General features: G+C 67.0%; 22 protein-coding genes. 9 read left to right on the forward strand and 13 right to left on the reverse strand.

The window, feature by feature from the left end; genetic code table 11:
- Positions 1–44 precede the first annotated feature (44 nt).
- Positions 45–407: an ankyrin repeat domain-containing protein gene (locus J2T47_RS07415; protein ID WP_253444124.1), complete on the forward strand. Its 363-nt coding sequence runs from the start codon at positions 45–47 to the stop codon at positions 405–407.
- A gap of 3 nt (positions 408–410) precedes the next feature.
- Here the strand turns inward: J2T47_RS07415 and J2T47_RS07420 are convergent, their stop codons facing one another.
- The 4 genes from J2T47_RS07420 to J2T47_RS07435 are packed head-to-tail and all read right to left on the reverse strand — an operon-like array spanning position 411 to position 6,814.
- Positions 411–1,826: a heavy metal sensor histidine kinase gene (locus J2T47_RS07420; protein ID WP_301295441.1), complete on the reverse strand. Its 1,416-nt coding sequence runs from the start codon at positions 1,824–1,826 to the stop codon at positions 411–413.
- Between the two features lie 5 nt (positions 1,827–1,831).
- Positions 1,832–2,524, reverse strand: coding sequence for a heavy metal response regulator transcription factor (locus J2T47_RS07425; protein ID WP_253444129.1), 693 nt, complete (start codon positions 2,522–2,524; stop codon positions 1,832–1,834).
- Positions 2,525–2,576: 52 nt separating this feature from the next.
- Entirely contained in the window at positions 2,577–5,672 is a 3,096-nt protein-coding gene (locus tag J2T47_RS07430; RefSeq protein ID WP_253444132.1) for a multidrug efflux RND transporter permease subunit, read from the reverse strand.
- Positions 5,669–6,814 carry an efflux RND transporter periplasmic adaptor subunit gene (locus J2T47_RS07435; protein WP_253444136.1) on the reverse strand — a complete coding sequence of 382 codons (1,146 nt, stop codon included), beginning with the start codon at positions 6,812–6,814 and terminating at the stop codon, positions 5,669–5,671. Before J2T47_RS07435 ends, J2T47_RS07430 begins: the two co-directional genes overlap by 4 nt.
- Before the next feature lie 208 nt (positions 6,815–7,022).
- Here J2T47_RS07435 and lapG point away from each other — a divergent pair, with 208 nt between their 5' ends.
- Both lapG and lapD read left to right on the forward strand, forming a co-directional pair.
- On the forward strand, positions 7,023–7,724 hold the full coding sequence (gene lapG / locus J2T47_RS07440) for a cysteine protease LapG (protein WP_253444139.1): 702 nt from the start codon (positions 7,023–7,025) through the stop codon (positions 7,722–7,724).
- Between the two features lie 12 nt (positions 7,725–7,736).
- On the forward strand, positions 7,737–9,692 hold the full coding sequence (gene lapD, locus J2T47_RS07445) for a cyclic di-GMP receptor LapD (protein ID WP_253444142.1): 1,956 nt from the start codon (positions 7,737–7,739) through the stop codon (positions 9,690–9,692).
- Positions 9,693–10,222: 530 nt separating this feature from the next.
- Here lapD and pap read toward each other — a convergent pair.
- Positions 10,223–11,728, reverse strand: coding sequence for a polyphosphate:AMP phosphotransferase (pap, locus tag J2T47_RS07450; protein ID WP_253444145.1), 1,506 nt, complete (start codon positions 11,726–11,728; stop codon positions 10,223–10,225).
- Positions 11,729–11,835: 107 nt separating this feature from the next.
- On the opposite strand from pap, the gene mnmC reads away from it, so the two are divergent.
- Positions 11,836–13,803 (forward strand): bifunctional tRNA (5-methylaminomethyl-2-thiouridine)(34)-methyltransferase MnmD/FAD-dependent 5-carboxymethylaminomethyl-2-thiouridine(34) oxidoreductase MnmC, encoded by a 1,968-nt coding sequence (mnmC, locus tag J2T47_RS07455; protein WP_253444148.1) that lies wholly within the window; start codon positions 11,836–11,838, stop codon positions 13,801–13,803.
- Between the two features lie 55 nt (positions 13,804–13,858).
- Entirely contained in the window at positions 13,859–14,608 is a 750-nt protein-coding gene (locus tag J2T47_RS07460; protein WP_253444151.1) for a sulfite exporter TauE/SafE family protein, read from the forward strand.
- A 10-nt stretch (positions 14,609–14,618) separates the two neighbouring features.
- Here the strand turns inward: J2T47_RS07460 and J2T47_RS07465 are convergent, their stop codons facing one another.
- A complete protein-coding gene (locus tag J2T47_RS07465) occupies positions 14,619–15,098 on the reverse strand; it encodes a MarR family winged helix-turn-helix transcriptional regulator (protein ID WP_253444154.1) in 480 nt (159 codons plus the stop codon).
- A gap of 132 nt (positions 15,099–15,230) precedes the next feature.
- On the opposite strand from J2T47_RS07465, the gene J2T47_RS07470 reads away from it, so the two are divergent.
- The 4 genes from J2T47_RS07470 to J2T47_RS07485 all read left to right on the forward strand — a co-directional run bounded on the left by J2T47_RS07470 (position 15,231) and on the right by J2T47_RS07485 (position 20,399).
- A complete protein-coding gene (locus tag J2T47_RS07470; RefSeq protein WP_253444158.1) occupies positions 15,231–17,000 on the forward strand; it encodes an N-acetylglutaminylglutamine amidotransferase in 1,770 nt (589 codons plus the stop codon).
- A gap of 75 nt (positions 17,001–17,075) precedes the next feature.
- Positions 17,076–18,875 carry an N-acetylglutaminylglutamine synthetase gene (ngg, locus tag J2T47_RS07475; protein ID WP_253444161.1) on the forward strand — a complete coding sequence of 600 codons (1,800 nt, stop codon included), beginning with the start codon at positions 17,076–17,078 and terminating at the stop codon, positions 18,873–18,875.
- Entirely contained in the window at positions 18,872–20,095 is a 1,224-nt protein-coding gene (locus J2T47_RS07480; RefSeq protein ID WP_253444164.1) for an osmoprotectant NAGGN system M42 family peptidase, read from the forward strand. Before ngg ends, J2T47_RS07480 begins: the two co-directional genes overlap by 4 nt.
- A gap of 73 nt (positions 20,096–20,168) precedes the next feature.
- Complete coding sequence (locus J2T47_RS07485; protein ID WP_253444169.1) at positions 20,169–20,399, forward strand: YheU family protein; 231 nt, start codon at positions 20,169–20,171, stop codon at positions 20,397–20,399.
- A 195-nt stretch (positions 20,400–20,594) separates the two neighbouring features.
- Here J2T47_RS07485 and J2T47_RS07490 read toward each other — a convergent pair whose 3' ends face one another.
- The 7 genes from J2T47_RS07490 to J2T47_RS07520 all read right to left on the reverse strand — a co-directional run bounded on the left by J2T47_RS07490 (position 20,595) and on the right by J2T47_RS07520 (position 25,825).
- The gene (locus tag J2T47_RS07490) at positions 20,595–20,924 is read right to left on the reverse strand and encodes a YnfA family protein (protein WP_253444173.1); all 330 of its coding nucleotides are present in this window, start codon (positions 20,922–20,924) and stop codon (positions 20,595–20,597) included.
- Positions 20,925–20,955: 31 nt separating this feature from the next.
- On the reverse strand, positions 20,956–21,381 hold the full coding sequence (locus J2T47_RS07495; protein ID WP_024766159.1) for a hypothetical protein: 426 nt from the start codon (positions 21,379–21,381) through the stop codon (positions 20,956–20,958).
- A 241-nt stretch (positions 21,382–21,622) separates the two neighbouring features.
- The gene (locus J2T47_RS07500; protein ID WP_253444176.1) at positions 21,623–22,435 is read right to left on the reverse strand and encodes an SDR family oxidoreductase; all 813 of its coding nucleotides are present in this window, start codon (positions 22,433–22,435) and stop codon (positions 21,623–21,625) included.
- 167 nt (positions 22,436–22,602) lie between these two features.
- Positions 22,603–22,902: a hypothetical protein gene (locus tag J2T47_RS07505; RefSeq protein WP_253444180.1), complete on the reverse strand. Its 300-nt coding sequence runs from the start codon at positions 22,900–22,902 to the stop codon at positions 22,603–22,605.
- Positions 22,903–23,132: 230 nt separating this feature from the next.
- Positions 23,133–23,291, reverse strand: coding sequence for a DUF3309 family protein (locus J2T47_RS07510; RefSeq protein ID WP_017522017.1), 159 nt, complete (start codon positions 23,289–23,291; stop codon positions 23,133–23,135).
- A 120-nt stretch (positions 23,292–23,411) separates the two neighbouring features.
- Positions 23,412–24,038, reverse strand: coding sequence for a 3'-5' exonuclease (locus tag J2T47_RS07515; RefSeq protein WP_253444183.1), 627 nt, complete (start codon positions 24,036–24,038; stop codon positions 23,412–23,414).
- Positions 24,035–25,825, reverse strand: coding sequence for a DUF294 nucleotidyltransferase-like domain-containing protein (locus J2T47_RS07520; protein ID WP_253444186.1), 1,791 nt, complete (start codon positions 25,823–25,825; stop codon positions 24,035–24,037). Before J2T47_RS07520 ends, J2T47_RS07515 begins: the two co-directional genes overlap by 4 nt.
- Positions 25,826–25,865: the final 40 nt, after the last annotated feature.

Below are 25,865 nucleotides of genomic sequence, written 5' to 3' on the forward strand. Positions count from 1 at the left end.
ATACTTTCCAGACTTTCCAAGGATTGGTGGAGGTGCTGACGGCCATGCGCACGCTCAAGGAAATTTTTACCGAGATCGAGTCTGTCCCTGACTACTTCGGTCATCAGATCAGCTCAGTCAATTATCAGAATGGCTGGGGTGATACGCCGCTGCATATTGTCAGTTGCTGGGGTGATTGCGAGGCCATAAGGGTGCTTATCGAGGCTGGGGCGGATATCAACAAACCCGGTGAAACAGGCTTCACTCCTCTGCATTGCGCAGTTGAGCAGGATCACCCTCAAGCTGTAGCACTACTACTCACCCTGGGCGCGAAGGCTTTGCCGGATGCCAACGGACTAATGCCCTCCGACCTGGCAAAGCTGCTGAATCACAATGACGTCCTCAAGCTTCTGAATGCAGGCTGTTGATCTTCACGCAGGCACCACAGCCCCCGCCATCCCATCTCCCTCAGAACGACGTCCCTCCACCCCCACCGCATCCACGGTAAAGCCAAAGGTGTTGACGCCCCCCTCGCTACGCACGAACACCGAACCGCCGTGCATGCTCGCCACCGCCTTGACGATGGACAGCCCCAGCCCGTGGCTGCTCTGGCTGTTGGCGCGGGCGAGGTCGGCGCGGTAGAAGCGCTCGAACAGGCGCGCGCGCTGTTCGGCGTTGATCGGCTCGCCAGGGTTGCTGACTTCCACCAGCGCGGCGCCGCGCTCGCCGCTCAGGCGTACCTCGATACGACCGCCCGGCGCAGTGTGCTGGGCAGCGTTGTACAGCAGGTTGGTTACCGCACGCTGGAACAGCGCACGCTCGACGCAGGCCCGCGCATCGCCGCGCAGGTTCACCTGCACACCCTGCTCGTCGAAGATCACCTCGAGGAAATCCACGGTCGTCGCCACTTCGGTCGCCAGCGAGGTTTCCACCCGCTCGGCGGCCAGCCCGCCCTGATCGACGCGGGCAAGGAACAGCATGTCGTTGACGATGGCGCGCAGGCGCTCCAGCTCTTCCAGGTTGGACTGCAGCACCTCTTCGTAATCCTGCGCGCTGCGCTCGCGGGACAGCGCCACCTGGCTCTGGCCGATCAGGTTGGCCAGCGGCGTGCGCAGTTCGTGGGCGACGTCGGCGTTGAACGACTCCAGCCGCAGGTAGGCCTGCTCCAGACGACCCAGCGCCTCGTTGAAGGCGCCGGCCAGCGCCGACAGTTCCGCCGGCAGCCCTTCCAGGCGCAGGCGCTGGGAAAGCTGCTGCGGACTGATCTGCCGCGCCTCGGCGGACAGCTCGTGCACCGGGCGCAAACCGACCCGCGCGATCCAGTGCCCGCACAGCGTCGCCAGGGCGACACCCAGCGCGGACAGCACGAACAGGGTGATCAGCGTGGCATGCCGGGCGTGCTGAAAGGCCACGCTGTCGATTGCCGCCAGCAGCACCAGCGCCGGGCGACCACCGCTGGCGGGCAGCACGCCGACGCGGGCGCTGAGCGGCGCCTCGTGTTCCGGCAGTTCCAGCTCGGCATAGCCGTTGCCACTGCCGAGCATCCGCCGCACCGCCTCGTTGGGCTGGCCATAGCGGAAGCGCGAATCGTCGCTGTCGATCCAGAAGCGGATCAGCTGGTATTCCTGGCTCAGGGTGTTGAGCTTGAGCTGCATGTGCGGCCAGCGTTCGGCAAGGTCGGGCTTGTCGAGCATGCGCGCGACCATGTTGAAGCGGGTGTCCAGTTCCGAGCGCTGCAGGCGCTCGATCTGCCCATCGAGCACGCAATAAAGTGCCGAGCCGATCAGCAGGAAGATGCCCAGCGCGGCGGCGGCGAACATGCCCGCCAGACGCGTGGAAAGCGACAGCCCCCTCACGCTTCGCGCTCCTGGGCGGCCCGGCTTTCCAGCACGTAGCCCATGCCGCGGATGGTGTGCAGCAGCTTGGTGTCGAAGGGCCCGTCGAGTTTGGCGCGCAGGCGCTTGATGGCGACTTCGACGACGTTGGTGTCGGTGTCGAAATTGATGTCCCAGACCAGCTCGGCGATGGCCGTCTTGGAAAGGATTTCCCCACTGCGCTGAGCCAGCACGCAGAGCAGCGAATACTCCTTGGCGGTCAGCTCCAGGCGCGTGCCGCCGCGCTGCACACGGCGGCTGACGAGGTCGATGGCGAGGTCGGCAATGCGCATCTGCGTCGCGCTTTCCAGGTGCGCGCCCCGGCGGGTCAAGGCCTGCAGGCGCGCCACCAGTTCGAGGAAGGAGAACGGCTTGATCAGATAGTCGTCGGCGCCTTCGCGCAGGCCGCGCACGCGGTCTTCCACCCGCTCGCGGGCGGTGAGCATGATCACCGGGGTCTGGCGCTGTTCGCGCAGGGCGCGCAGCACGCCGTAGCCGTCGATGCCGGGGAGCATCACGTCGAGGACGATGACGTCGTATTCACCGTTGAGCGCCAGGTGCCGGCCGTCGATGCCGTTGCTGGCAACGTCCACGGTAAAGCCCTGCTCGCTCAGCCCGCGCTGCAGGTAGTCGGCGGTCTTGCTCTCGTCTTCGACAATCAGTACGCGCATGCCAGCCCTCCATTCGTGAAGCCCGCAGTCCGGCATGCTACCCAGGCGCTCCTCATACCGCACCTCCCAGCGTGGCCGGCGCCGGTTGCTGGCGATGGAACAGCCGGTCCAGCGCCAGGTACACCACCGGCGTGCTGAACAGGGTCAGCGCCTGGCTGAACAGCAGCCCGCCGACCACTGCCACACCCAGCGGCTGGCGCAGTTCCGAACCGGTGCCGAAGCCGATCATCAGCGGGATAGCCCCCAGCAGCGCGGCCAGCGTGGTCATCATGATCGGCCGGAAGCGCGCCAGGCATGCCTCGCGAATCGCGTCGTAGGGCGACAGCCCGCGCTGGCGTTGCGCGGCCAGGGCAAAGTCGACCATCAGGATGCCGTTCTTCTTGACGATGCCGATCAGCAGCACCAGGCCGATCAGCGCCATCACCGAGAACTCCAGGCCCCAGCCCCAGAGCAGGAACACCGCACCGATGCCCGCCGACGGCAAGGTGGAAAGAATGGTCAGCGGGTGCACGAAACTCTCGTAGAGCACGCCGAGGATCACGTAGACCGCGAACAGCGCCGCGAGGATCAGCAACGGCTGGCTCGCCAGCGAACTCTGGAAGGCCGCCGCGGCCCCCTGGAATTCACCGCTGATGCTCGATGGCATGCCGATCTCCGCCTGGGCACGCTGCACCAAGTTCACGGCGTCGCCCAGGGCCACGCCCGGCGACAGGTTGAAGGACAGCGTCACCGCCGGGAACATGCCGTTGTGGTTGATCTGCAGCGGCCCCGACTGGTCCGGCGCGACCCGCGCCAACGCCGCCAGCGGCACCATCTCGCCGGTCAGCGGCGAGCGCAGGTGGAACCAGGCCAGACTGTCCGCGCGGCCGCGCTGCCGTGAATCCAGTTCGAGGATGACCTTGTACTGGTTGACCTCGGTCTGGAATTCGCCGACCTGGCGCTGACCGAAGGCGTCGTAGAGGGTCTGACTGACGTCTTCGGCGGACAGCCCGAAGCGTGCCGCCGCCACCCGGTCGATCTGCAGCGAGGTCACGCTGGCACCCATCTGCAGGTCGTTGGACACATCCTGCAGGCCGCCCTCCTCCTTCAGCCGCTGGGTCAGGCGGTCCGCCCATTGCGCCAGCGCCGCGCTGTCGTTGCTGCGCAGGGCGTACTGGTACTGGGTGCGCACCGGCCCGGTGGCGAGGTTGATGTCCTGCGCCGAACGCAGGTAGAGGACGATGCCCGGCACCTTGGCCAGCTTGGGCCGGATGCGGTTGATGAACTCGTCCACCGAGACGTCGCGATCGCCGCGGTCCTTGAGCACGATCCAGAAGCGCCCGTTGGACAGGCTCTGGCTGCCGCCGGTGATGCCGATGGCGTGGTTGTAGCTCTGCACTGCCGGGTCGGCGGCAACGATGTCGGCGAGCTGCTTGTGCTTCTCGGCCATGTCGGCATAGGAGATGTCCTCGGCGGCCTGGGTGGTGCCGAAGACGAAGGCGGTATCCTGGGACGGGAAGAAGCCCTTGGGGATGCCGACGTAACCGCCCACCGCAATGGCCACGCAGACCACGAAACCGGCGAGCACCGTGCGCTGGTGATGCAGCGACCAGTCCAGCCCCCTGGCGTAGCGCGCCAGTAGCCAGCCGGCGATGCCTCCGTCGTCGTGCCCGTGTTTTGGCGCGCCCATAAAGCGCGAGGCGAGCATCGGCGCGATGGTCAGCGAGGCGACCACCGAAATCAGGATGGCCGCCGTGACGCTGACGGCGAACTCGCGGAACAGGCGCCCGACGATGCCGCCCATGAACAGCAGCGGGATGAATGCGGCGATCAGCGAGAAGCTGATCGACACCACCGTGAAGCTGATCTCCGAGGCGCCGGCCAGCGCCGCCTGCACCCGGTCCTTGCCCTGTTCCAGGTGGCGGTGGATGTTCTCCACCACCACGATGGCGTCGTCGACGATGAAGCCCACGGCGATGATCAGCGCCACCAGCGTCAGGTTGTTCAGGGTGAAGCCCAGCAGGTACATGGCCGCGAAGCTCGCGCTGAGCGACACCGCCAGCACCGTGGCGACGATCAGGGTCGCCGACAGCTGACGCAGGAACAGCCCCATCACCAGCACCACCAGCCCCATGGTCAGCAGCAGGGTCATCTCCACCTCGTGCAGCGAGGCGCGGATGGTGCGCGTACGGTCGTTGAGCACTTCCACCTCGACGCCCGCCGGCAGCATGTCGCGCAGGCGCGGCAGCTCGGCCTGGATCGCATCGGAGGTCTCGACGATGTTCGCGCCGGGCTGGCGCAGGATCACCAGCGCCACGCCGGGGCGCCCATCCGGCCAGGCCTGCACGTAATCGTCTTCCGGCGCCTTCACCACCTTGGCCAGATCGCGCAGGAACACCGGCGCGCCGGCGCGATAGGCCACCACCAGGTCGCCATATTCATGGGGGCTGAACAACTGGTCGTTGGCCGCCAGGGTCGACACGCGGCCATCGCCGAACAGCGCACCCTTGGCCTGGTTGATGCTCGCCGACTGCAGCGACTGGCGCAGGTCGGCCAGGGTCAGGCGGTAGGCGGCCAGCTTTTCCGGCTGCGCCTGGATACGGATCGCCGGACGCTGCTGGCCGACCACGAAGATCTGCCCCACCCCACTGATCTGGCTGAGCTGGCGCGACAGCAGCACTTCGGCGAGGTCGCTCAGCTCGATCAGCGGCATCAGCTCGGAGTTCACCCGGACGATCATGATCGGGCTGTCCGCCGGGTTGATCTTGCGCCAGGTCGGCAGGTTCGGCATGTCCGCCGGCAGGCGTCCGGCGGCAGCGTTGATCGCGGCGGTGACCTCCTGGGCAGCGACGTCGATGTTCTTGTCCAGGTCGAACTGCAGGGTCAGGGTAGTCGAGCCCAGTGCGCTGGTGGAGAGCATCTGGGTGATGCCGGGGATGGCGCTGAACTGCACTTCCAGCGGCGTCGCCACCGACGACGCCATGGTTTCCGGACTACCGCCGGGCAGCAGCGCCTGTACCTGGATGGTGGGGAAATCCACCTGCGGCAGCGGTGCCACGCCCAGGCGGAAAAACGCCAGCAGGCCGAGCATCAGCGAAGCGATGGTCAACAGGCAGGTGGCGATGGGGTGGCGCACGCACCAGCCGGACATGCCGGCGCGCACAGTCACGGCTCGCTCCGGCGGGCCAGGGTCTGCACGTCGCCCTGCACCTCCACGCGGGCGCCGGGGGTCAGGCGCGAGTGGCCGTCGAGCACCACTTCATCGTCCGCTGCGAGGCCTTCCACCAGGGTGCGGCCGTCGACTTCCTGGACGATGCGTACCGGCACCTTCTGCGCCTTGCCATCTTCGATGCGGAACACATAGGCGCCGTCCAGGCCGCGGCGGACGGCGCGGCTGTCGAGCACCAGGCCGTTGTGCAGCACGCCGGACTGCAGGTCGATGGCGACGAACTGGCCCGGCCACAGCTGGCCGTCCTTGTTGTCGAACACCGCGCGCACGCGGATGGTGCCGGTGCTGCTGGCCACCTGGTTGTCGATGCTGCGCAGGTGGCCTTCGCCGAGCAGCTGGCCACCGTCGCGGCTGCGGGCGACCACCGGCGAATCGCTGCTGAGCAGCGGCTGCAGCTGCGGCAGGCTTTCCTGCGGCAGGGCAAAGACCACCGAGATCGGCGACATCTGAGTGACGGTGAACAGGCCGCTGCTGTCATTGCTGCGCAGCAGATTGCCAACGTCGACGTTGCGGATGCCGACGCGGCCGGCGACCGGCGAGGTGATGCGGGTATAGGACAGGCGCACGCGCTCGGCATCGATGGTGGCCTGGTTGCCGCGCAGGGTGGCGCGCAGACGCGCGGCCTCGGCTTCGGTCTGTTCCAGGGTCTGGCGGGAAATCGAGCCGCGCTGGCTCAGCGTCTGGTAGCGCGCCAGGTCCTGCTCGACGATGCGCAGCTGCGCCTGGTTGCTCTGCCTGGTCGCCTCGGCCTGTTCCAGCGCGGCGTTGATGGCGCGGTCGTCGATGGTCGCCAGCAGTTCGCCTTCCTTGACCATCTGCCCCTCCTCCACCAGCAGCGCGGTGAGCTGGCCTTCCACCTGCGGGCGCACCAGCACGCTGTGCAGCGAGGTAACGGTGCCGACGCCGTCGAGGTTCTGCGTCAGGTCCTCGCGGGCCACCCGCGCCAGGGTCACCGGCACGCCGGCTGGCTGGGCCGCCGCCTGCGGGGCCTCGTGGCGGCCGGCAAAGCCCCAGATGCCCGCTCCCAGCGCCGCCACTCCCAGCAACCCTGCCGTCAGCCAAACCCGCCGTTGCCCCTGCATCCCGCTCTCCTGCGTCTGGTTCGGCCACAGCGGCCGCATCCTGGGGTTATAAGCCAGAGCCCGGGACCGCACGCTGACCCTTAAATGACAATCCTGTCAGTTTCGCCGCCAAGTCCCGTACCACGCGGCTTTTCGGCCAATGGCGATGCGCCAGCGCAAGTTTGCGAAGAGCGCCTAGACTCCACACATCCCACATGGAGCGCTGGCGATGCAGCCACCCCGAGGAGCCCCCCGGCTGTTCGCCAGCCCGCTACGTCTGCGGGCTGGCGTGCTGCTGCTCGCGCTCCTCGCACTGACCGCCAGCGCCGCCTGGAACTTCGACACCATCCTGAAGAACGCCGAGCAGAAGTACCCCGACCTCGGCACCGGAAAAGGCCGTATCCAGTCCTGGGGCCGGCTGATCGACGACAGCGAAAACCTCGACGAGCCCGCCAAGCTCAAGGCGGTCAACGCCTTCTTCAACGGCGCCCTGGTATTCACCGACGACCGCACCGTCTGGCACCAGGAGGACTACTGGGCGACACCGGTGGAATCCCTCTACAAGGGCGCCGGCGACTGCGAGGACTACTCCATCGCCAAGTTCGTCACCCTGCGCCGCCTCGGGGTCGCCAGCGACAAGCTGCGCATCACCTACGTCAAGGCGCTGCAGCAGAACCAAGCGCACATGGTGCTCACCTACTACGCCTCCCCCACTGCCGAACCGCTGGTGCTGGACAACCTGATCCCGCAGATCAAGCCCGCCTCCCAGCGCAAGGACCTCCTGCCCGTCTACGCCTTCAACGCCGAGGGGCTCTGGCTGCCCGGCCCCGGCGGCGGCAAGCGCACCGGCGACAGCAAGAAGCTGTCGCGCTGGCAGGACCTGTTGACCAAGATGCGCGCCGAGGGCCTGGACCTCGACGAGACGCGATAGGAGAACCCCGGCATGTCATTGCTCAAGCAACTGTTCCTGGCGATCTGCCTGTTCCTCGTGGTGGCCTTCGCCGGCAGCTTCGCCGCCAGCCTGGAAAGCTCCCGCGAGCAGCTGATCGGCCAGTTGCGCTCCCACGCCCAGGACGCCGCCACCGCGCTGGGGCTGTCGCTCACCCCGCACGTGGACGATCCGGCGATGATCGAGCTGATGGTCAGCTCGATCTTCGACTCCGGCTACTTCGCCACCATCCGCGTGGTGAGCATTCCCGAGGGCAAGGTGATAGTCGAACGCGACAGCGACACACAGAACCAGCAGGTACCGGCCTGGTTCGCCAGGCTGGTCAACCTCAAGGCCCAGGGCGGTGACGCGCTGATCATGCGCGGCTGGGAGCAGGCCGCGCGGGTCGAGGTGGTCAGCCATCCGCAGTTCGCCCTGGCCAAGCTGTGGGACGGCGCGCTGGGCAGCCTCGCCTGGCTGCTGGCCTGCGGGCTGGTCAGCGCCGTCCTCGGCGGCTGGCTGCTGCGTACCCAGTTGAAGCCGCTGGACCAGATGGTGCAGCAGGCCCACGCCATCACCCGCCGCGAATTCCTCACCCTGCCCAAGGAACCGCGCACCCCGGAACTCAAGCGCGTTGTGCAGGCGATGAACCAGATGGTCGACAAGCTCAAGGCGCTGTTCGCCGAGGAAGCCACCCGCAGCGAGAAGCTGCGCGAGGAAGCGTACCAGGACAGTCTCTCCGGCCTGGCCAACCGCCGCCTGTTCGACGCACGGCTGGATGCGCAACTGTCCCCCAGCGAGCAGAATGCCGCCGGCTATCTGTTGCTGCTGCGCCTGAACGACCTGGCCGGCCTCAACCAGCGTCTGGGCGGGCAGCGCACCGACGCGCTGATCCGCGATGTGGCCGAGCTGCTGGAGCGTGAGCGCGAGACCCACGGCACCCCGGACTGGCTGGCCGCACGCAGCCGTGGCGGCGAGTTCACCCTGCTCGCCCCCGGCGTCGACAGCGCCAGCGCCGAACTGCTCGCCGACCAGCTCAGCGCCGCCCTGGAGAACCTACGCGGCACCGGCGCCAGCGACTGCAAGCCGGTGGCGCACCTTGGCCTGGCGGCCTTCCGCCCCGGCGAATCGGCGGCCAGCGTGCTGTCCCGCGCGGACCAGGCACTGGCGCAAGCGCAATCCTCGCCGGACCGCCCCTGGCAGCGCCTGGACAGCTCCGGCGGCCAGCCCGCGCAGGACTCCCGCGCGTGGCGCGACTGGCTCGACGATGCCCTGCAGAAGGGCAAGCTGCAGCTGTGGTTCCAGCCGGTGCGCGCCTGTGTCGAGAACGGCGCACTGCTGCACCAGAAGGTCCTCGCGCGACTGCTCGACCCCAAGGGCGAGGCGGTCGCTGCCGGGCAGTTCCTGCCGTGGATCGAACGCTTCGGCTGGTCCGCGCGCTTCGACCTGGCCATGCTCGAACACGCCCTCGCGCACCTCGCCCAGCAACCGGCACCGCTGGCCCTGTCGCTGTCAGCGGAAACCGTGCGCAGCGCCGAGCCCCTGCGCCAGCTGTTCGAAATCCTCCGTGCGCATCCGCAGGAAGCGCAGCTGATGACCCTGGAAGTGGACGAACGCTACCTGCCGCCACCGGCCGAGCTGGAAAAACTCGCCCAGTCGGTGCAGGACGTCGGCGCCCAGCTCGGCCTGCAGCACTTCGGCGGGCGCTTCAGCCTGATCGGCAACCTGACCCGGCTGGGCCTTGCCTACCTGAAGATCGACGGCAGCTACATCCGTGCCATCGACCAGGACAACGACAAGCGCCTGTTCATCGAAGCCATGTACCGCGCCTCCAACAGCATCGACCTGCCGCTGATCGCGGAGATGGTCGAGACCGAGGGCGAGCTGCAGGTGCTACGGGAGATGGGGATTGCCGGGGCGATGGGGCGGCTGGTCGGGGCGCCGAAGCCTTCGCAGAAGAGCGGCGGGTAGACCGTCGGCCCTGCCGACGGATCGCGGACATGGACCGCTCCTACAAGATCGGCTCCGGTGTTTCCGCTTATCGCAGGAGCGGGCTTTGTCCACGATACTTTTGCTTGGGGTTCTGTGATTAAGCGCCGCTTTGGCGTGCGCGCGGACTTCTTGTTTCGCCCCCTCGGGCGACCTACTTTGCCAAACGACGCAAAGTAGGCAAAAGTCTTGCCCCTGGCATCCGGCTTTTCGCTTCGCGAAAAGTACCCTCGGTTCCTCGGAGTTTCAGGGGCCCGCCGCGAAGGGCCATCCCTGGCCCATCGCGGCTCTCGCGACATCCATGTCGCTCAACCCCTGAAACTCCGATCACCTTCGGCCTCCTGAACGGGGCAGTTCGGCGCTTGCGGATATCTCACTGGAAATCATCAAGAGCCAAAGCCGATGCTCGACGGCTCCCTGTAGGAGCGGGCCATGCCCGCGATCCGCCGGCAAGGCCGGCGCCAGGTCTGGTTCGCGAGCAAGCTCGCTCCTACAAAAGGCGGCCCGAAACGTCAGTCCTTCTTGCCCTTCTTCGCACTGGCGTAAGCCGCCTCCAGCGCATCGTTGATGGTCTTGAGCACCTTCACCCGCGCATAGCGCTTGTCGTTGGCCTCCACCAGCGTCCAGGGCGCGATCTCGGTGCTGGTGCGGTCAACCATATCGCCCACCGCGTCCACGTACTGGTCCCACTTGTCGCGGTTGCGCCAGTCTTCCTCGGTGATCTTGAAGCGCTTGAAGGCGATCGACTCGCGCTCCTTGAAGCGCTCCAGCTGGGTGTCCTGATCGATGGACAACCAGAACTTCACCAGCACGATGTTGTAGTTCGCCAGTTGTTCCTCGAAGTCGTTGATCTCGGCATAGGCGCGCAGCCAGTCGGCATCGGAGGCGAAGCCTTCGACCCGCTCCACCAGCACGCGGCCATACCAGGAGCGGTCGAAGATGGTGAACTGCCGGCGCGCCGGGATGTGCCGCCAGAAGCGCCACAGGTACGGCTGCGCGCGCTCCTCTTCGGTGGGTGCGGCGATCGGCACGATGCGGTACTGGCGCGGGTCCAGCGCATCGGTGACGCGGCGGATAGCGCCACCCTTGCCGGCGGCGTCGTTGCCTTCGAACACGGCAATCAGCGAGTGGCTGCGGAAGCGCTTGTCGCGCATCAGCGTGGCCAGGCGCGCCTGCTCCTTGGCCAACTGTTCCTTGTACTGGTCCTTGTCCAGCGACAGGCTCAGGTCCAGCGCATCCAGCAGGCCCTTGTTGTCCAGGCTGGACACCAGCGGCGCGGCATGGGGCTGCGGGGTCGGCCGGTCCTTGCGCTTGAGCGCGGCCTGCAGGCTCTCGAGAATGGTGCGGCCGACCGTCAGGCTGCGGTAGCGTTCGTCAGAACCTTCCACCACGTACCAGGGCGCATAGTCGCGGCTGGTGCGGCGCAGCACGCGCTCGCCGTAGCGCACGAACTTGTCGTAGACCTCGCTCTGCTTCCAGTCGATCTCGCTCAGCTGCCAGCTGCGGGTGGGGTCGTTCTCCAACGCCTTGAGACGCTCCTTGAGCTGCTTCTTGGAAAGGTGGAACCAGAACTTGAAGATCAGCGCGCCCTCGTCGGAATACATCCGCTCGAAGCGCTCGGCGTCGTTGATCAGGCCATCGAGCTGGCTGTCCTTGATCTCGCCGGTGACCCGCGCATAGAGCATCTGGCTGTACCAGTTGCCGAAGAAGATGCCGGTCGTGCCCTTGGGCGGCAGGCGGCGCCAGAAGCGCCACTGCGGTGGCCGCGAGAGCTCCTCGTCGGTGGGCAGGAGGAAGCTTTCCACCCGGATCAGGCGCGGGTCCATCCACTCGTTGAGCAGCTTCACCGTCTCGCCCTTGCCGGCGCCCTCGATGCCGTTGATCAGGATGATCACCGGGAAGCGCGCCTGCTGCTTGAGCTCGTACTGCGCCTCGAGCAGGGCTTCGCGCAGCACCGCGACTTCCTTCTCGTAGGTTTCCTTGTCGATGGAATGACCGATCTCGGCGGATTCGAACATGCACCTCTCCTTGTCTCGAAGTGAGTAAAAGGTAGCGGATGTGACGCAGGCTGTCTGCGCAGCGGATCGGCTAAACTGCCGGCTTCGTTTCACAACCCTGCCCCCACATGCCAGACATCAGCAGCGCCCAGATCGACTGGGACGAGAACGGCCAGCCGACCTCCCGCGTCTATGGCGACGTGTATTTCTCCCCCGTCTCCGGTATCGCCGAGACGCACCACGTGTTCATCAACGGCAACCGCCTGCCGGAACGCTTCGCCGCACTGCCCGTTGGCGGGCGCCTGTGCATCGGCGAAACCGGCTTTGGTACCGGGCTGAATTTCCTCTGTGCCTGGCAGCTGTTCGAAGAGCGCGCGCCGAGCGATGCGCGGCTGCACTTCGTCAGCACCGAGAAGTACCCGGTGACGCAGGAAGACATGCGCCGCGCCTTTGCCCTCTGGCCCGAGCTGGCGCACCTGTCGGCGCAACTGCTGGAGCAGTACGTGGCGATCAACCCCGGCTTCCAGCGCCTGGTCTTCGCCGAGGGCCGCGTGGTACTGACGCTGCTGGTGGGCGATGTGCTGGACACCCTGCCCGAGCTGGACGCACGTATCGACGCCTGGTTCCTCGATGGCTTCTCCCCGGCAAAGAACCCGGAGATGTGGAACGACGCGCTCTACGCCCAGCTCGCCCGCCTCTCGGCGCCGGGCACCACCATCGCCACCTTCACCAGCGCCGGCTTCGTCCGTCGCGGCCTGGGCGCCGCCGGCTTCAAGATCCGCCGCACCCTGGGCTTCGGCAAGAAATGGGAGATGTCCCAGGGCGAATTCCTCGGCGTCGAACAGCCGGCGGAGAAACCCTGGTACAGCCGGCCCATTCGACCGGATGGTGCGCGGGAAGCACTGGTGATCGGCGGCGGCATGGCGGGTTGCGCCAGCGCCGCCAGCCTCGCCGCGCGGGGCTGGCAGGTGACGCTGATCGAGCGTCACACAGGCCTTGCCGAGGAAGCCTCGGGCAACCCGCAGGGCGTGCTGTATCTGAAGCTGTCCGCCCACGGCACCGCGCTGTCGCGGCTGATCGTCAGTGGCTTCGGTCACACGCGGCGGTTGATCCAGCGCCTGCAGAAAGGCGAGGAGTGGTCCGATTGCGGCGTGCTGCAACTGGGCTTCGATGACGCCGAGACCCAGCGTCAGAGCAAACTGGCCGACGCCTTCCCGCCGACCCTGCTGCGCCGGCTGGACAAGGCCGAGGCGGAATCCATCGCCGGTATCGGCCTGCCGGCCGGCGGGCTGTTCTACCCCGAAGGCGGCTGGGTCCATCCGCCCGCGCTTTGCCGGCATCTCGCAGCGCATCCGAACATCCGCGTGCTGACCGGCGAGGAAGTCCGCCTGCAACGCGAAGCCGATGGCTGGAGCGCCTGGAGCGGCGAGCAGAAGCTCGCCGGCGCGCCCATCGCCATCCTCGCCACCGCCGCTGAAGTGCGCCGCTTCGCCGGGGCCGAGACACTGCCGATGAAGCGCATCCGTGGGCAGATCACCCGCGTGCCGGCCACCCCGCAGAGCGCCGCGCTGAGCACCGTGGTCTGCGCCGAAGGCTACGTTGCCCCGCCCCGTCACGGCGAGCACACCCTGGGCGCCAGTTTCGAATTCAAGCGAGACGACACTGAGCCATCATTGGCAGAACACCTGGGCAACCTCGATCTGCTGGCGGAGATATCCACAGACCTGAGCGAGCGGATGCACATCGCCCAACTCGACCCGGCGACATTGCAGGGCCGCGCCGCCTTCCGCTGCACGACCCCGGATTACCTGCCGCTGGTGGGCCCGCTGGCGGATCGCGAAGCCTTCGCCCAGGCTTACGCGGTGCTCGGCAAGGATGCGCGCCAGGTGCCGGAGAGGCCCTGCCCCTGGCTCGACGGCCTGTACCTGAACAGTGCCCACGGCTCGCGCGGGCTGGTCACCGCGCCATTAGCGGGCGAGCTGCTGGCAGCGTGGATCGACGACGAACCGCTACCCTTGCCCCGTGCCGTGGCCGAGGCCTGCCACCCGAACCGTTTCTTCCTGCGCGACGTCGTGCGCGGCCAGAAGAACTCCTGAACACCTCGCGGCCCATCGAGCGGGCCGCGACCAGCCTCCAGAGCGGACCACCGACATGGATGCACTGCTGCTTGAATCTTCCGCCATCGGCCTGATCCTCGGGCTGCTGCTGGGCCTGACCGGCGCCGGCGGCTCGCTGGTGGCCCTGCCCCTGCTGCTCAGCCTGCACCTGCCGCTGCACGATGCCATCGGCGTCAGCCTCGGCGCCGTGGCGCTGTCCGCTGCCATTGGCGCGATACCCCGCGCGCGGCAGGGCCAGGTGGCCTGGAAGCCGCTGTTCTGGCTGGTGATCACCGGCTGGCCGGGCAATGCCGTCGGTCAGTGGCTGGGCAAGTACGTGCCGGACGCCTGGCTGATCGTCGGCTTCTGCCTGCTGGTGCTGTGGTCGGCCTGGCGCATGTGGCAGGGTTCGAGCCAGCCGCGCACCTGCGACAAGCCGATGCGCAACGGCCCGTTGCTGGGCGTGGGCCTGGCGGTGGGTTTTCTGTCCGGCCTGATGGGCGTGGGCGGCGGCTTCCTGATCGTGCCGGGGCTGCTGTGGTTCACGCCGCTGTCGATGCTGGCCGCGACGGCGACGTCCATGGCGGTGATCGCGCTGGTCTCCGGCGGCGGCTTCCTGCTCTATCTCACCCATGCACAGCCGCCGCTGCCGTTGCTGGCGTGCCTCGCGGCGGGTGGGGCACTCGGCGTGCTGTTCGGCAATCGCCTGGCGGTGCGCCTGGGCGGCGCAACGCTGCAGCGCCTGTTCGCGCTGATGCTGGTGGCAGTCAGCCTGTCGCTGGCGGCGCAGAAGCTGATGAGCTGAGAACGCGGCCTCAGAACTCCTCTTCCTCGGTGCCGGTTCCCGGCGTCTCGAACAGCTCGGCGGCGCGCAGCAACCCGGCGAGGATCGCGTGCTGCTCCCACTCCGGCAGCCCGGAAAAACGCTCCAGGGCGTGTTCGGGGAGGAGCTCCGGACCATCCCTGAGCGCCCGCCGCCCGACCGCCTCCAGGCTCAGCCACTGCTTGCGGCGGTCATCCTCGTCGCGCCGGCGGGTCAGCAGACCCTTGCTTTCCAGGCGGGTCAGCGCGCTGGAAATGGACGACTGCGACAGCGCCACCTGCCGCGCCAACTGACCAGCGGTTATCTCGCCCTCCAGTTCCACCACCTGCAGGATCAGCAGCTGCAGCGGCGTCAGTTCGCCGTCGCGGCCCAGGCTCTTGGAGTGCACTTCCGCCGCCTGTTGCAGGCGCCGCAGGGCCTGCAACATTGCCAGTGCATGGGCGTTGCGCATCGCAGTCTTGCTCTCGGCCATCTCAGTCCACCTGCTGCTCCGTCATTTTTTCTCAATGAAATCAGATAGAACTCTCGCCAGATCGACGGGTCATCCCCTAAGGCGTCCATGAGGCGCCACCCACTTGATCCCCAACGGAGAACCGGTAAGGAAATGTGCGGACTAGCAGGAGAGTTACGTTTCGACAAACAGGCTGCGGACCTTGCCGCGGTCGAACGCATCACCCATCACCTCGCCCCGCGAGGCCCCGATGCCTGGGGCTTTCACAGCGAAGGGCCGGTGGCCCTGGGGCATCGGCGACTGAAGATCATGGACCTGGCCGAAGCTTCCGGTCAGCCGATGATCGACACCTCGCTGGGCCTGTCGCTGGTGTTCAACGGGGCAATCTACAACTACCCCGAGCTGCGCGGCGAGCTGGAAGCCCTTGGGTACCGCTTCTTTTCCGGAGGCGACACCGAAGTACTCCTCAAGGGATACCACGCCTGGGGTGAACAACTATTGCCACGCCTCAATGGCATGTTCGCCTTCGCCATCTGGGAACGCGACAAACGGCGCCTGTTCATCGCCCGCGACCGCCTCGGCATCAAGCCGCTGTACCTGTCGCAGACCGGCAAACGCCTGCGCTTCGCCTCCAGCCTGCCGGCGCTGCTCAAGGGCGGCGACATCGACCCGGCGCTGGACCCGGTGGCGCTCAACCACTACCTCAACTTCCACGCCGTGGTCCCCGCGCCGCGCACGCTGCTGGCCGAGGTGCAGAAACTGCCGCCGGCCACCTGGATGACCATCGACGCCGATGGCCACACCGAGCGCCAGCGCTGGTGGACCCTGGACTACGGCCCGCTGCCGGATGAGCGCGAGCTGACCCTGGACGACTGGGAAGACCGCCTGCTCACCAGCCTGCGCGACGCCGTGAGCGTGCGCCAGCGGGCCGCCCGCGAAGTCGGCGTGCTGCTCTCCGGCGGGGTGGACTCCAGCCTGCTGGTCGGCCTGCTGCACGAGGCCGGGGTCGAGGACCTGCTGACCTTCTCCATCGGCTTCGAGGATGCCGGCGGCGAGCGCGGCGACGAGTTCCAGTATTCCGACCTGATCGCCAGGCGCTACGGCACTCGCCACCACCAGCTGCGCATCGACGAGAACGAAGTCATCGCGCAGCTGCCGGCAGCCTTCCGCGCCATGAGCGAGCCGATGGTCAGCCACGACTGCATCGCCTTCTACCTGCTTTCGCGGGAAGTCTCGAAGCACTGCAAGGTGGTGCAGAGCGGCCAGGGCGCCGACGAGCTGTTCGCCGGCTACCACTGGTACCCGAAAGTCGCCGGCGCCAAGGACCCGCTGCAAGCCTATCGCGCGGCCTTCTTCGACCGCACTCACGGCGAGTACCTGGACACCGTGCGCGAAGCCCTGCGGGTGGAAGACGTGGCCAGCGAGTTCGTCCGCGAGCACTTCGCCCAGCCCGGCGCGGATGACCCGGTGGACAAGGCCCTGCGCCTGGACAGCACCATCATGCTGGTCGACGACCCGGTCAAGCGCGTGGACAACATGACCATGGCCTGGGGCCTGGAGGCGCGCGTGCCTTTCCTCGACTACCGCGTCGCGGAGCTGTCGGCGCGCATCCCGTCCCGCTTCAAGCTCGGCGACGGCGGCAAGCAGGTGCTCAAGGCCGCCGCGCGCAAGGTCATCCCCAGCGAGGTGATCGACCGGCCCAAGGGTTACTTCCCGGTGCCGGGCCTCAAGCACCTGCAAGGCAATACCCGCGCCTGGGTCAGCGAGTTGCTGCTGGACCCGAGCCAGGACCGTGGGCTGTTCGAGACGGCGATGTTCGACCGCCTGCTCAGCGACCCGGCAAGCGACCTCACCCCGCTGCGCGGTTCCAAGTTGTGGCAGTTGGCGGCCCTCAACCTCTGGCTGACGGAACAAGGCCTCTAGAGCTCGGCAACGCCGCCTCGTGCGGCGTTGCCTTTTCTTTCAGCCCAGGACAGAAGCCTTATCAGGGAGCGCAAGATGAAACCCCATTCCAACCTGCCCCATCCTCACAACCAGAGGTTGCTGCGCGGCCAGACGCCGACCTACGAGCGCCTGCAGGCGCGCTTCGCCGGTGACCACGCGGAGAGCCACGGCCCGCTGATCCTGCAGTGCGGCTGGGGTCGCCTGCTGATCGGCCACACCTTCTCCAGCCCGGACAAGCTCGCCGCCGAACTGCTCAACGAGCAGCCCGGCGAACGCGACATCGCCCTCTACGTGGCCGCGCCGCAGCAGGTGCTGGCCCACGCCCCGCAGCAACTCTTCCTCGACCCTTCCGACGCGCTGCGCCTGTGGTTCACCGACTACCGCCCGGCGCGCCGGCCCTTCCGTGGCTTCCGCATCCGCCGCGTGCACAGCGATGACGACTGGGTGGCGATCAACCGCCTGTACCTGTCGCGCGGTATGCTGCCGGTCGACCCGTCCAACGTCACTCCGCGCCACCAGGGCGGCCCGGCCTACTGGCTGGCGGAAGACGCCGAGACCGGCACGGTGATCGGCACGGTCATGGGCATCAACCACGCCAAGGCCTTCCGCGATCCGGAAGGCGGCTCCAGCCTCTGGTGCCTGGCGGTGGACCCGCAGTCCAGCCGGCCGGGCGTCGGCGAAGCGCTGGTGCGCCATCTGATCGAGCACTTCATGAGCCGGGGCCTGGCGTACCTGGACCTGTCGGTGCTGCACGGCAACCAGCAGGCCAAGTCGCTGTACCGCAAGCTGCGCTTCCGCGAGCTGCCGACCTTCGCGGTGAAGTGCAAGAACGGCATCAACCAGTCGCTGTTCCTCGGTCCCGGCCCGGAGGAAGGCCTCAACCCCTACGCCAGGATCATCGTCGACGAATCCCATCGGCGTGGCATCGAGGTGCAGGTGCAGGACGCCGACGCCGGCCTCTTCACGCTCACCCAGGGCGGCCGGCGCATCCGCTGCCGCGAGTCGCTGTGTGATCTCACCAGCGCCGTGAGCATGAGCCTGTGCCAGGACAAGACCCTCACCCACCGCGCCCTCGACCGCGCCGGCCTGCGCCAGCCGCAGCAGCGCCTGGCCGGCAGCGAGCAGGAGAATGCCGCGTTCCTCGAAGTGCATGGCGCGCTGGTGGTAAAGCCGGTAGACGGCGAACAGGGCCAGGGCGTTGCCGTGGACCTGCGCACGGCGGAGGAAGTGGAAGAAGCCATCGCCCACGCGAAGCAGTTCGACACCCGCGTCATCCTTGAGAGCTACCACCCCGGCCAGGACCTGCGCATCGTGGTGATCGGCTACGAAGTGGTGGCCGCCGCCATCCGCCGCCCCGCCGAGGTGATCGGCGATGGCCGGCACAGCATTCGCAAGCTGATCGAGGCGCAGAGCCGCCGTCGCCAGGCGGCCACCGGCGGCGAGAGCCGTATCCCGCTGGACGGCGAAACCGAGCGCACCCTGAGTGCCGCCGGCTTCAGCTACGACGACGTGCTGCCCAGCGGCCAGCGCCTGGCCGTGCGCCGCACCGCCAACCTGCACACCGGCGGCACCCTGGAAGACGTCACCGAGCGCCTGCACCCGGCGCTGGCCGACGCCGCCATCCGCGCGGCGCGGGCGCTGGAGATTCCGGTCACCGGCCTCGATCTGCTGGTCACCGAGGCCGACCAGGCGGAGTACGTGATCATCGAAGCCAACGAGCGACCGGGCCTGGCCAACCATGAGCCGCAGCCCACCGCCGAGCGCTTCGTCGACCTGCTCTTCCCGCTGAGCCGCGAACTGCTGCACCGCGACAACCGTGACCAGCCACACCCCAACGTGGAGGCCCCGGCATGACCCAACTGCCACAACCCGACCTGAACTACCTGCAGCGCGTACTGCTGGAAATGCTCGCCATCCCCAGCCCCACCGGTTTCACCGACACCATCGTGCGCTACGTCGCCGAGCGGCTGGAGGAGATCGGCGTGCCCTTCGAGATGACCCGCCGCGGGACCATCCGCGCCACCCTGCTGGGCCGGCGCAAGAGCCCGGACCGCGCAGTCTCGGCGCACCTGGACACCATTGGCGCGATCGTCCGCGAGATCAAGCCCAACGGACGCCTGGCACTGGCGCCGGTGGGTTGCTGGTCGAGCCGCTTCGCCGAGGGCAGCCGCGTCACGGTGTTCTGCGAGAACGGCGTGTTCCGTGGCAGCGTACTGCCGCTGCTGGCCTCCGGGCACGCCTTCAATACCGCCGTGGACACCCTGCCGATCAGTTGGGACCACGTCGAGCTGCGCCTGGACACCTACACCGCCAGCCGCGCCGACAGCGAATCCCTGGGCGTGGCCATCGGCGATTTCGTCGCCTTCGACCCGTTGCCCGAATTCACCGAAAGCGGCCACATCAGCGCCCGCCACCTCGACGACAAGGCTGGCGTCGCCGCGCTGCTCGCCTCGCTGAAGGCCATCGTGGAAAGCGGCCAGGTGCCGCCTATCGACTGCCACCCGCTGTTCACCATCACCGAGGAGATCGGCTCCGGCGCGGCCGGCGCGCTGCCCTGGGACGTCAGCGAGTTCGTCGGCATCGACATCGCTCCGGTGGCCGAGGGGCAGAACTCCAGCGAGCACGCGGTGAGCGTGGCCCTGCAGGACTCCGGCGGGCCCTACGACTTCCACCTCTCGCGGCACCTGCTGCGCCTGGGCGAACGCCACGAAGTCGCGGTGCGCCGCGACCTGTTCCGTTACTACCACAGCGATGCGCAGTCGGCGATCACCGCCGGCCACGACATCCGCACCGCCCTGCTGGCCTTCGGTTGCGACGCCACCCACGGTTACGAGCGCACCCATATAGACAGCCTCGCCGCCCTGGCGAAACTGCTCACGGCCTACATGCTCAGCCCGCCGGTGTTCGACAGCGACGCGGAGCCCAGCGAGGGCACGCTGGAGCGCTTCAGCAAGCAGCTGGAGCACCCGGTACACATGGAAAGCACCACCCATGTGCCGCCGGTGGATGACCTGATCGACAGCGGCGATGGCTCGTCCGACAAGGGCAAGGACTCGGACAAGAGCAGGAAGTGAAGCTGCACTGAGCGCAGCGCGGGACTACAATCCCGCGCTGCGATTCACCAGCACGACTCACGAGTACCCCGCCATGCTGATCCCCTTCGAGCTGATCGAAGCCGACACCCTCAACAACCTGCTGGAAGACTTCGTCACCCGCGAAGGTACCGACAACGGCGACGACACGCCGCTGGACGTGCGCGTGGAGCGGGCGCGCCATGCGCTCAAGCGCGGCGAGGCGGTGATCGTCTTCGAGCCGGAAAGCCAGCAGTGCCAGCTGATGCTGAAAAGCGAAGTGCCGAAGGAGTGGCTGGAGGACTGAGCAGCAGGAATGGCTTTGGCTCTTCGTAGGACCGAGGGGGACGCCTAGTCCTTGCTCGCGAACCCTGCGCTCGCCGGCCACGCCTGTGCAGCCGGATACGCTGTTCGCGAGCAAGCTCGCTCCTACAGGTTTCAGTCCTGTTCAGCAGGTAGGGCGCATAACGCCAACGGCGTTATCCGCCGGGTGCTCGATGGCTCAGGGCGCGATACGCGGCCCGAGCAGTACCACACTGGCGCCAATCACGCACAGCGCCACGCCTACCCAGTCGCTCCACAGCGGGCGGCTCTTCTCGACGAAGGCCAGCCAGAACAGCGATGCCGCGACATAGATGCCACCGTACGCGGCATAAGCGCGCCCGGCGTAGTTCGCCTCGACGCGGGTGAGCAGCAGGGCGAAGACCGTCAGGCTGAGCAGGCCGGGAATTATCCACAGGGCGCTCCTGTCCAGGCGCAGCCAGAGGTAGAAGGCATAGCAGCCGGCAATCTCGCAGAAGGCGGCGAGGACGAACCAGAGGTAGTTGATCATGCTGTTGTTTCCGTGACGCGATGTTTGTCGCTCAGCCGCGCAGGCCGCCCTCGCGTTCCCAGGCGCAGCGAACTTTCAGCTCGCCTTCGCGGGGGCTGTGGAAGCCATTCTCGGATTCCCAGCGGAAGGTGTGGCTGCCGTTGACTTCGGTTTCCAGGTGCACCACGGCGCTGGCCCAGTAGAGGCGGCGCAGCAGGGCTTCGAACTGTTCGACCCAGAGTTTCCATTCGTATTCGATGGTCTGGTAGCTGGCGCCGAAATGGATCACCTGGGACTGGTACAGGCCCGCGCCTTCGGTCTCGCAGCGGCTGAACATCTCGCGGCCGAGGAATGGCCAGGCCTCGCCCATGGGCAGGCTGTCGAGCACCTTGCGGTTGGCGGCGCGGCGCAGGCGGCGCTCCATCGAGTCGCCGGGCCAGTCGCGGATGCAGCCATAGACGATGGATTCACAGTGCAAGCGGGTTCTTCCTTCAATGACACGCAAGCCTTCTAACACAGGCCTGGCATGGCGCAAAGCGCGAATCCACATAGCTGCGCAGTAGTCCGAAAAAGCAAAAGCCCCGCGAAATGAGCGGGGCTTTCACCGGGGTCCAACGTACATCAGCCAGGCAGGCCGGTGACTAAAACTAACCCTTTGCACCGGACTGGGCAAGCCCTCTCTTTCATTGCACCGAAAGGGGGCAGAACGGGCGTGAAAATCAGGACAGAGTACGGCGCTTGGCCTGCATCTTCTCGGCCATTTTCGCCATCTCGTCGTAGATCGCCTGGGGGTTCTGCTGCTTGATCTGCCAGGCCATGCGGCCCTGTTCGTGGGGCAGGATCATGAAGACGTCGCGGGCCACTTCCTGGTGGATGTAGTCGGCGATGTCGGCGGCGCTGATGGGCGAGCTTTCCAGCAGCTTGCCGACCTGGGTCTTCATCTCCGGGCTCGGGCCGCGGAAGGAATCCAGCAGGTTGGTCTGGAAGAACGACGGGCAGACCACGTGGACCTTCACGTCCACCAGGCTGAGGTCGGCCAGCAGACTTTCCGAAAGCGCTACCACGCCGGCCTTGGCCACGTTGTAGTTGCTCATCGCCGGGCCCTGCATCAGCGCGGCCATGGAGGCGATGTTGACGATGCGCCCCTTGCTCTTCTCCAGCAGCGGCAGGAAGGCCTTGCAGCCCTTGACCACGCCCATCAGGTTGATCGAGATCTGCCAGTCCCAGTCTTCCAGCGACAGTTCGCTGAAGAAGCCGCCGGAAGCGACCCCGGCGTTGTTGACGATGATGTCGATGCCGCCGAATTTCTCTTCGCAGGACTGCGCCAGCTGGGTCAGCTGGCTGTAGTCGCGCACGTCGCAGCGCTGGGTGAAGCCGTCACCGCCGGCCTCGCGTACCAGCTTCAGGGTTTCCTGCAGGCCTGCTTCGTTGACGTCGGCCAGCGCCAGCTTCCAGCCCTCGCGGGCCCAGCGCAGGGCGATTTCGCGTCCGAGGCCGGAACCGGCGCCGGTGATCATGATGCGATTTTGCATAGGGGAGGTCTGCCTTTTCTTGTCTTGTTCGGGACGGGTGATCGACAGGGTTTGTCGACGACTGTGAGCCGAAGTGTAACCAAGGCTTTCCGCTATCAGCGGCGAAATCAGGGCGCTGAATGCCCCTGGCAAACCGCCGGCGCACTAGCGCTTCGCGGGTTGCGCGGTCAGGCCTGAATGAGCACGCAGAGCTTGCCCAGCACCAGGGCGATGCCGGCGGAGACGAGCAGGTGGGCCGCGCAGTTGATGCGCTCGCGTTTGAGCTGGGCGAATTGCCTGATGCGGTAGCGCAACAGGAAGACGCCCAGGGCCACGGGAAGGGCCGGGCCGAGGAAGGCGAACTGCCAATAACGATCCGGATTGACCACCGGGTCCAGGGTCATGGCTTCGGCCAGCGGCGGCAGGCCCAGCCCGCACTGGACGAGCAGCCACACCACGCCGAGCACAACCAGTACAACGCCCAGCATCCCTACGACTCCCTGATGGCAAAGGCCCAGTATGTTAGTACAGGTGCCCTACCAGGGCTGTGCGACGAATCACCCTGTGGCGTATCGGCGCTGTGACGAAAGCGGTGAAAGCCGCTACACGCCGGAGCGAGATTCTCGCCATTGCGGACGGAGTCCGCTCCTACGCAGCGCGATAACGCAGTGCCATTCGCAGGAGCGGATTCATCCGCGATGCTCTCAGCGAAGCTCGGTCAGATCCTCCCGAGCAACAGCAACACCAGCAGCACGACCAGCACCACGCCGATCACACCAGAGGGACCGTAGCCCCAGTTGCGCGAGTGGGGGAAAACCGGCAGGCCGCCGATCAGCATCAAGATCAGGATGATCAACAGGATGGTCCCGAGTCCCATATCGTCTCTCCTCTTTCAGTCGACGAGGGGCGATGGCTCGCGGGGTGCGAGTGGCCAGCGCTTGTAGATTCCGACCGGGAGGTTGCGCGGAAGATTCAAAGAATCTGCGCGCCTTCGGAGTCAGCTCAGGTCGCGGGGCAGCGAGCCCTTGCGCAGGCGCAGGAACATCAACGCGGCAGTGCGCGCATCGCCGATGGCGGTGTGGCGGCCTTCGATGGGGATATCCAGGTTGCGCGCCAGGGTGTCGAAGCGCAGGTCAAGGTGCAGGTCGGGAAAACGCCGGCTCATCTTGCGGTGGTAGATTTCGGAGACTTCCACGCGGGGATTGTCCAGCCGCGCGCCCAGTTGCTCGCGCAGATGCCTGCGCAGTACGGCGACGTCGAACGACAGGTAGTAGCCCAGCAGCGGCCGACCGCCAATGAAAGCCTGCACCCGGCGCAGCGCCTCCACCAGCGACAGCTGGCCTTCGAGGTCGGTGCGGCGCAGCTTGTGGATGCGGATCGACTCGCCATCCAGGGACGGCGGCGGCTCCACCAGCAACTCCAGGCGCTCGCCGAGGATCAGCTTGCCACGCCGGATCACCACCGCGCCGATGCTGAGGATATCGGCCTTGCGCGGGTCGAGGCTGGTGGTTTCCAGGTCCAGCGACACCAGTTCTTCCGCTTCCGCCGCGTCGTGCCGCCACCAGTAGAGACGGCGGCGCCAGGCGGACCAGTGCGGATCGGGGGCAACGACGCAGGCGTTCATCGGGTCTCCAGGTGGAATTGGCGGCTCAGGCTCTGCTTGAACTTCTTCACCGTGTGCAACCCGAAGCGCAGCAGGTCGCGCTCGTGGCGGCTAAGGCGGGAAACGTCGAGCCCTTGCTCGCGGCCATCACGCAGCCCCTCCAGTTGCTGGCGCAGGCGCAGCTGGATGAACAGCTCGAAGGCTTCGACCAGGTTGTCCGCCAGCGACTCATCCAGCACACCAAGCGCTTTCAGGGCGGCGAGGCGACCAAGCGTGCCGCGCTCGTCGAGCCCTTCACGCACGGACAGCACACGGGCGCCGTGGACGATGGGAAAGATGCCGCCACGCTTCACGTCCAGCTGCGCGTCCCGGGTCTTGAGCTGGCCGAGGAAGGTCAGCGGCGTGTCGAACTGCAGGGCCGGCAGGGCCAGGTCACTCATCCAGCGACTGCTGTCGCCAGCCAGCTGGCAGAGGCATTCGCGCAGGCCATCGAACAGCCGGCGGTTGCCCGCTACCGGCCAGGCGTCAGCAAGGATCGACAGGCGCATCAGTTGATCGGGGCGACCTTGCAACGGCAGCTCGCGCAACTCGCGCTGCCACTCGGACAGCGGTTTGCACCACTCCGGCCGGCTGGCCATGACGCCGCCGGGGCAAGGTGGATAACCGAACGCCAGCAGCGCGGCGGAGAAGCGCTGCATCAAGAGCAGGCCCTGCTCCACCGGCAGGCCGTCGTCGAGGATCAGCGCGTTGTCCTGGTCGGTCTTGAGCAGCTGTTCCGCGCGCCCTTCGCTGCCCATCACCAGCAGGCAGCAGCGGCCGCGCAGCACCGGCGGCACCTGCAGTTCGAACAGGCGCTCGATCAGCTGTTCGTTGAGCGCGCTGACCAGTTGCATGATGAAGCGCAGGCGGATGCCGTTGCCCGCCAGGGTCGCGATCAGCGTGTGCAGGGTCTCGGCGGCGGCGCGCAGTTCGGCCTCGCTTTCGGCGCGGGCAATGCGCAGCGCCAGCACATGGGAATGGGTGGAGAACAGGCTGAGCACCTGGGTCAGGTGCAGCAGGCCGACCACCCTGCCCTCTTCGCATACCGCCACGCGTTCGATGCGCTGGCGGGTCATGAGGATCATCGCGTCAAAGAGAAAATCGCCCAGCTCGACGTGGCTCAGCGGGCGGTGCGCCAGCGGGCCGATGGGCTGAGCCTCACTGAAGCCATCGCGGAAGTGCGCGGTCATCAGATCGGTGCGGGTGACGATACCCAGCGCGCCGTCCTCGCGTACCAGCAGTGCGTCCGCACCACGACTGAGTTGCAGGCGCGCGGCATCGCCGAGCGGCATCGACGGCTCGACTTCGATGGCCGGCAACAGGTGTTCGGGGGCGATGCGGGTGAGGATGAATTCGGCGAGGTTCTGCCCGTCGCGACGTTCCAGCTGGCGCTTGCTGGCCAGGTCCGCGCGGAAGAAGCGGGCGAACTGCGGGTTGTCCGTGCACAGCTGGTGGAAGACGGTTGCCGGCAGTTCGTAGACGATACTCTCTTCCACTGCCTGGTAGCGGTGCTTGCTGCTGCCGGAGAACAGCCCGCGCACGTCGAACAGGTCCTCGGCGCCGTACTGGGCGAACAGCTTGCCGTCCTCGCCGCGCTCCTCGATCACGCCTTTCATCAGCACGAACAGGCACGGCACCGGCGCACCGGCGTCCAGCAGCACTTCGTCGACCGTGTAGTAGCCCACGCTCAGCGCGTCGCGCAGCTGCTCGCGCTCCAGCGGGCGAAGCTGGTCGAAGGGTGGCGAGGCGAAGTTGAAATCGTCGGACATCCGTTATCCATCCAGGTCAAAAAAACGCGGGGCCGGAGGT

Source organism: Pseudomonas nitroreducens (assembly GCF_024170165.1).
GTDB classification, from domain to species: Bacteria; Pseudomonadota; Gammaproteobacteria; order Pseudomonadales; family Pseudomonadaceae; genus Pseudomonas; species Pseudomonas nitroreducens_C.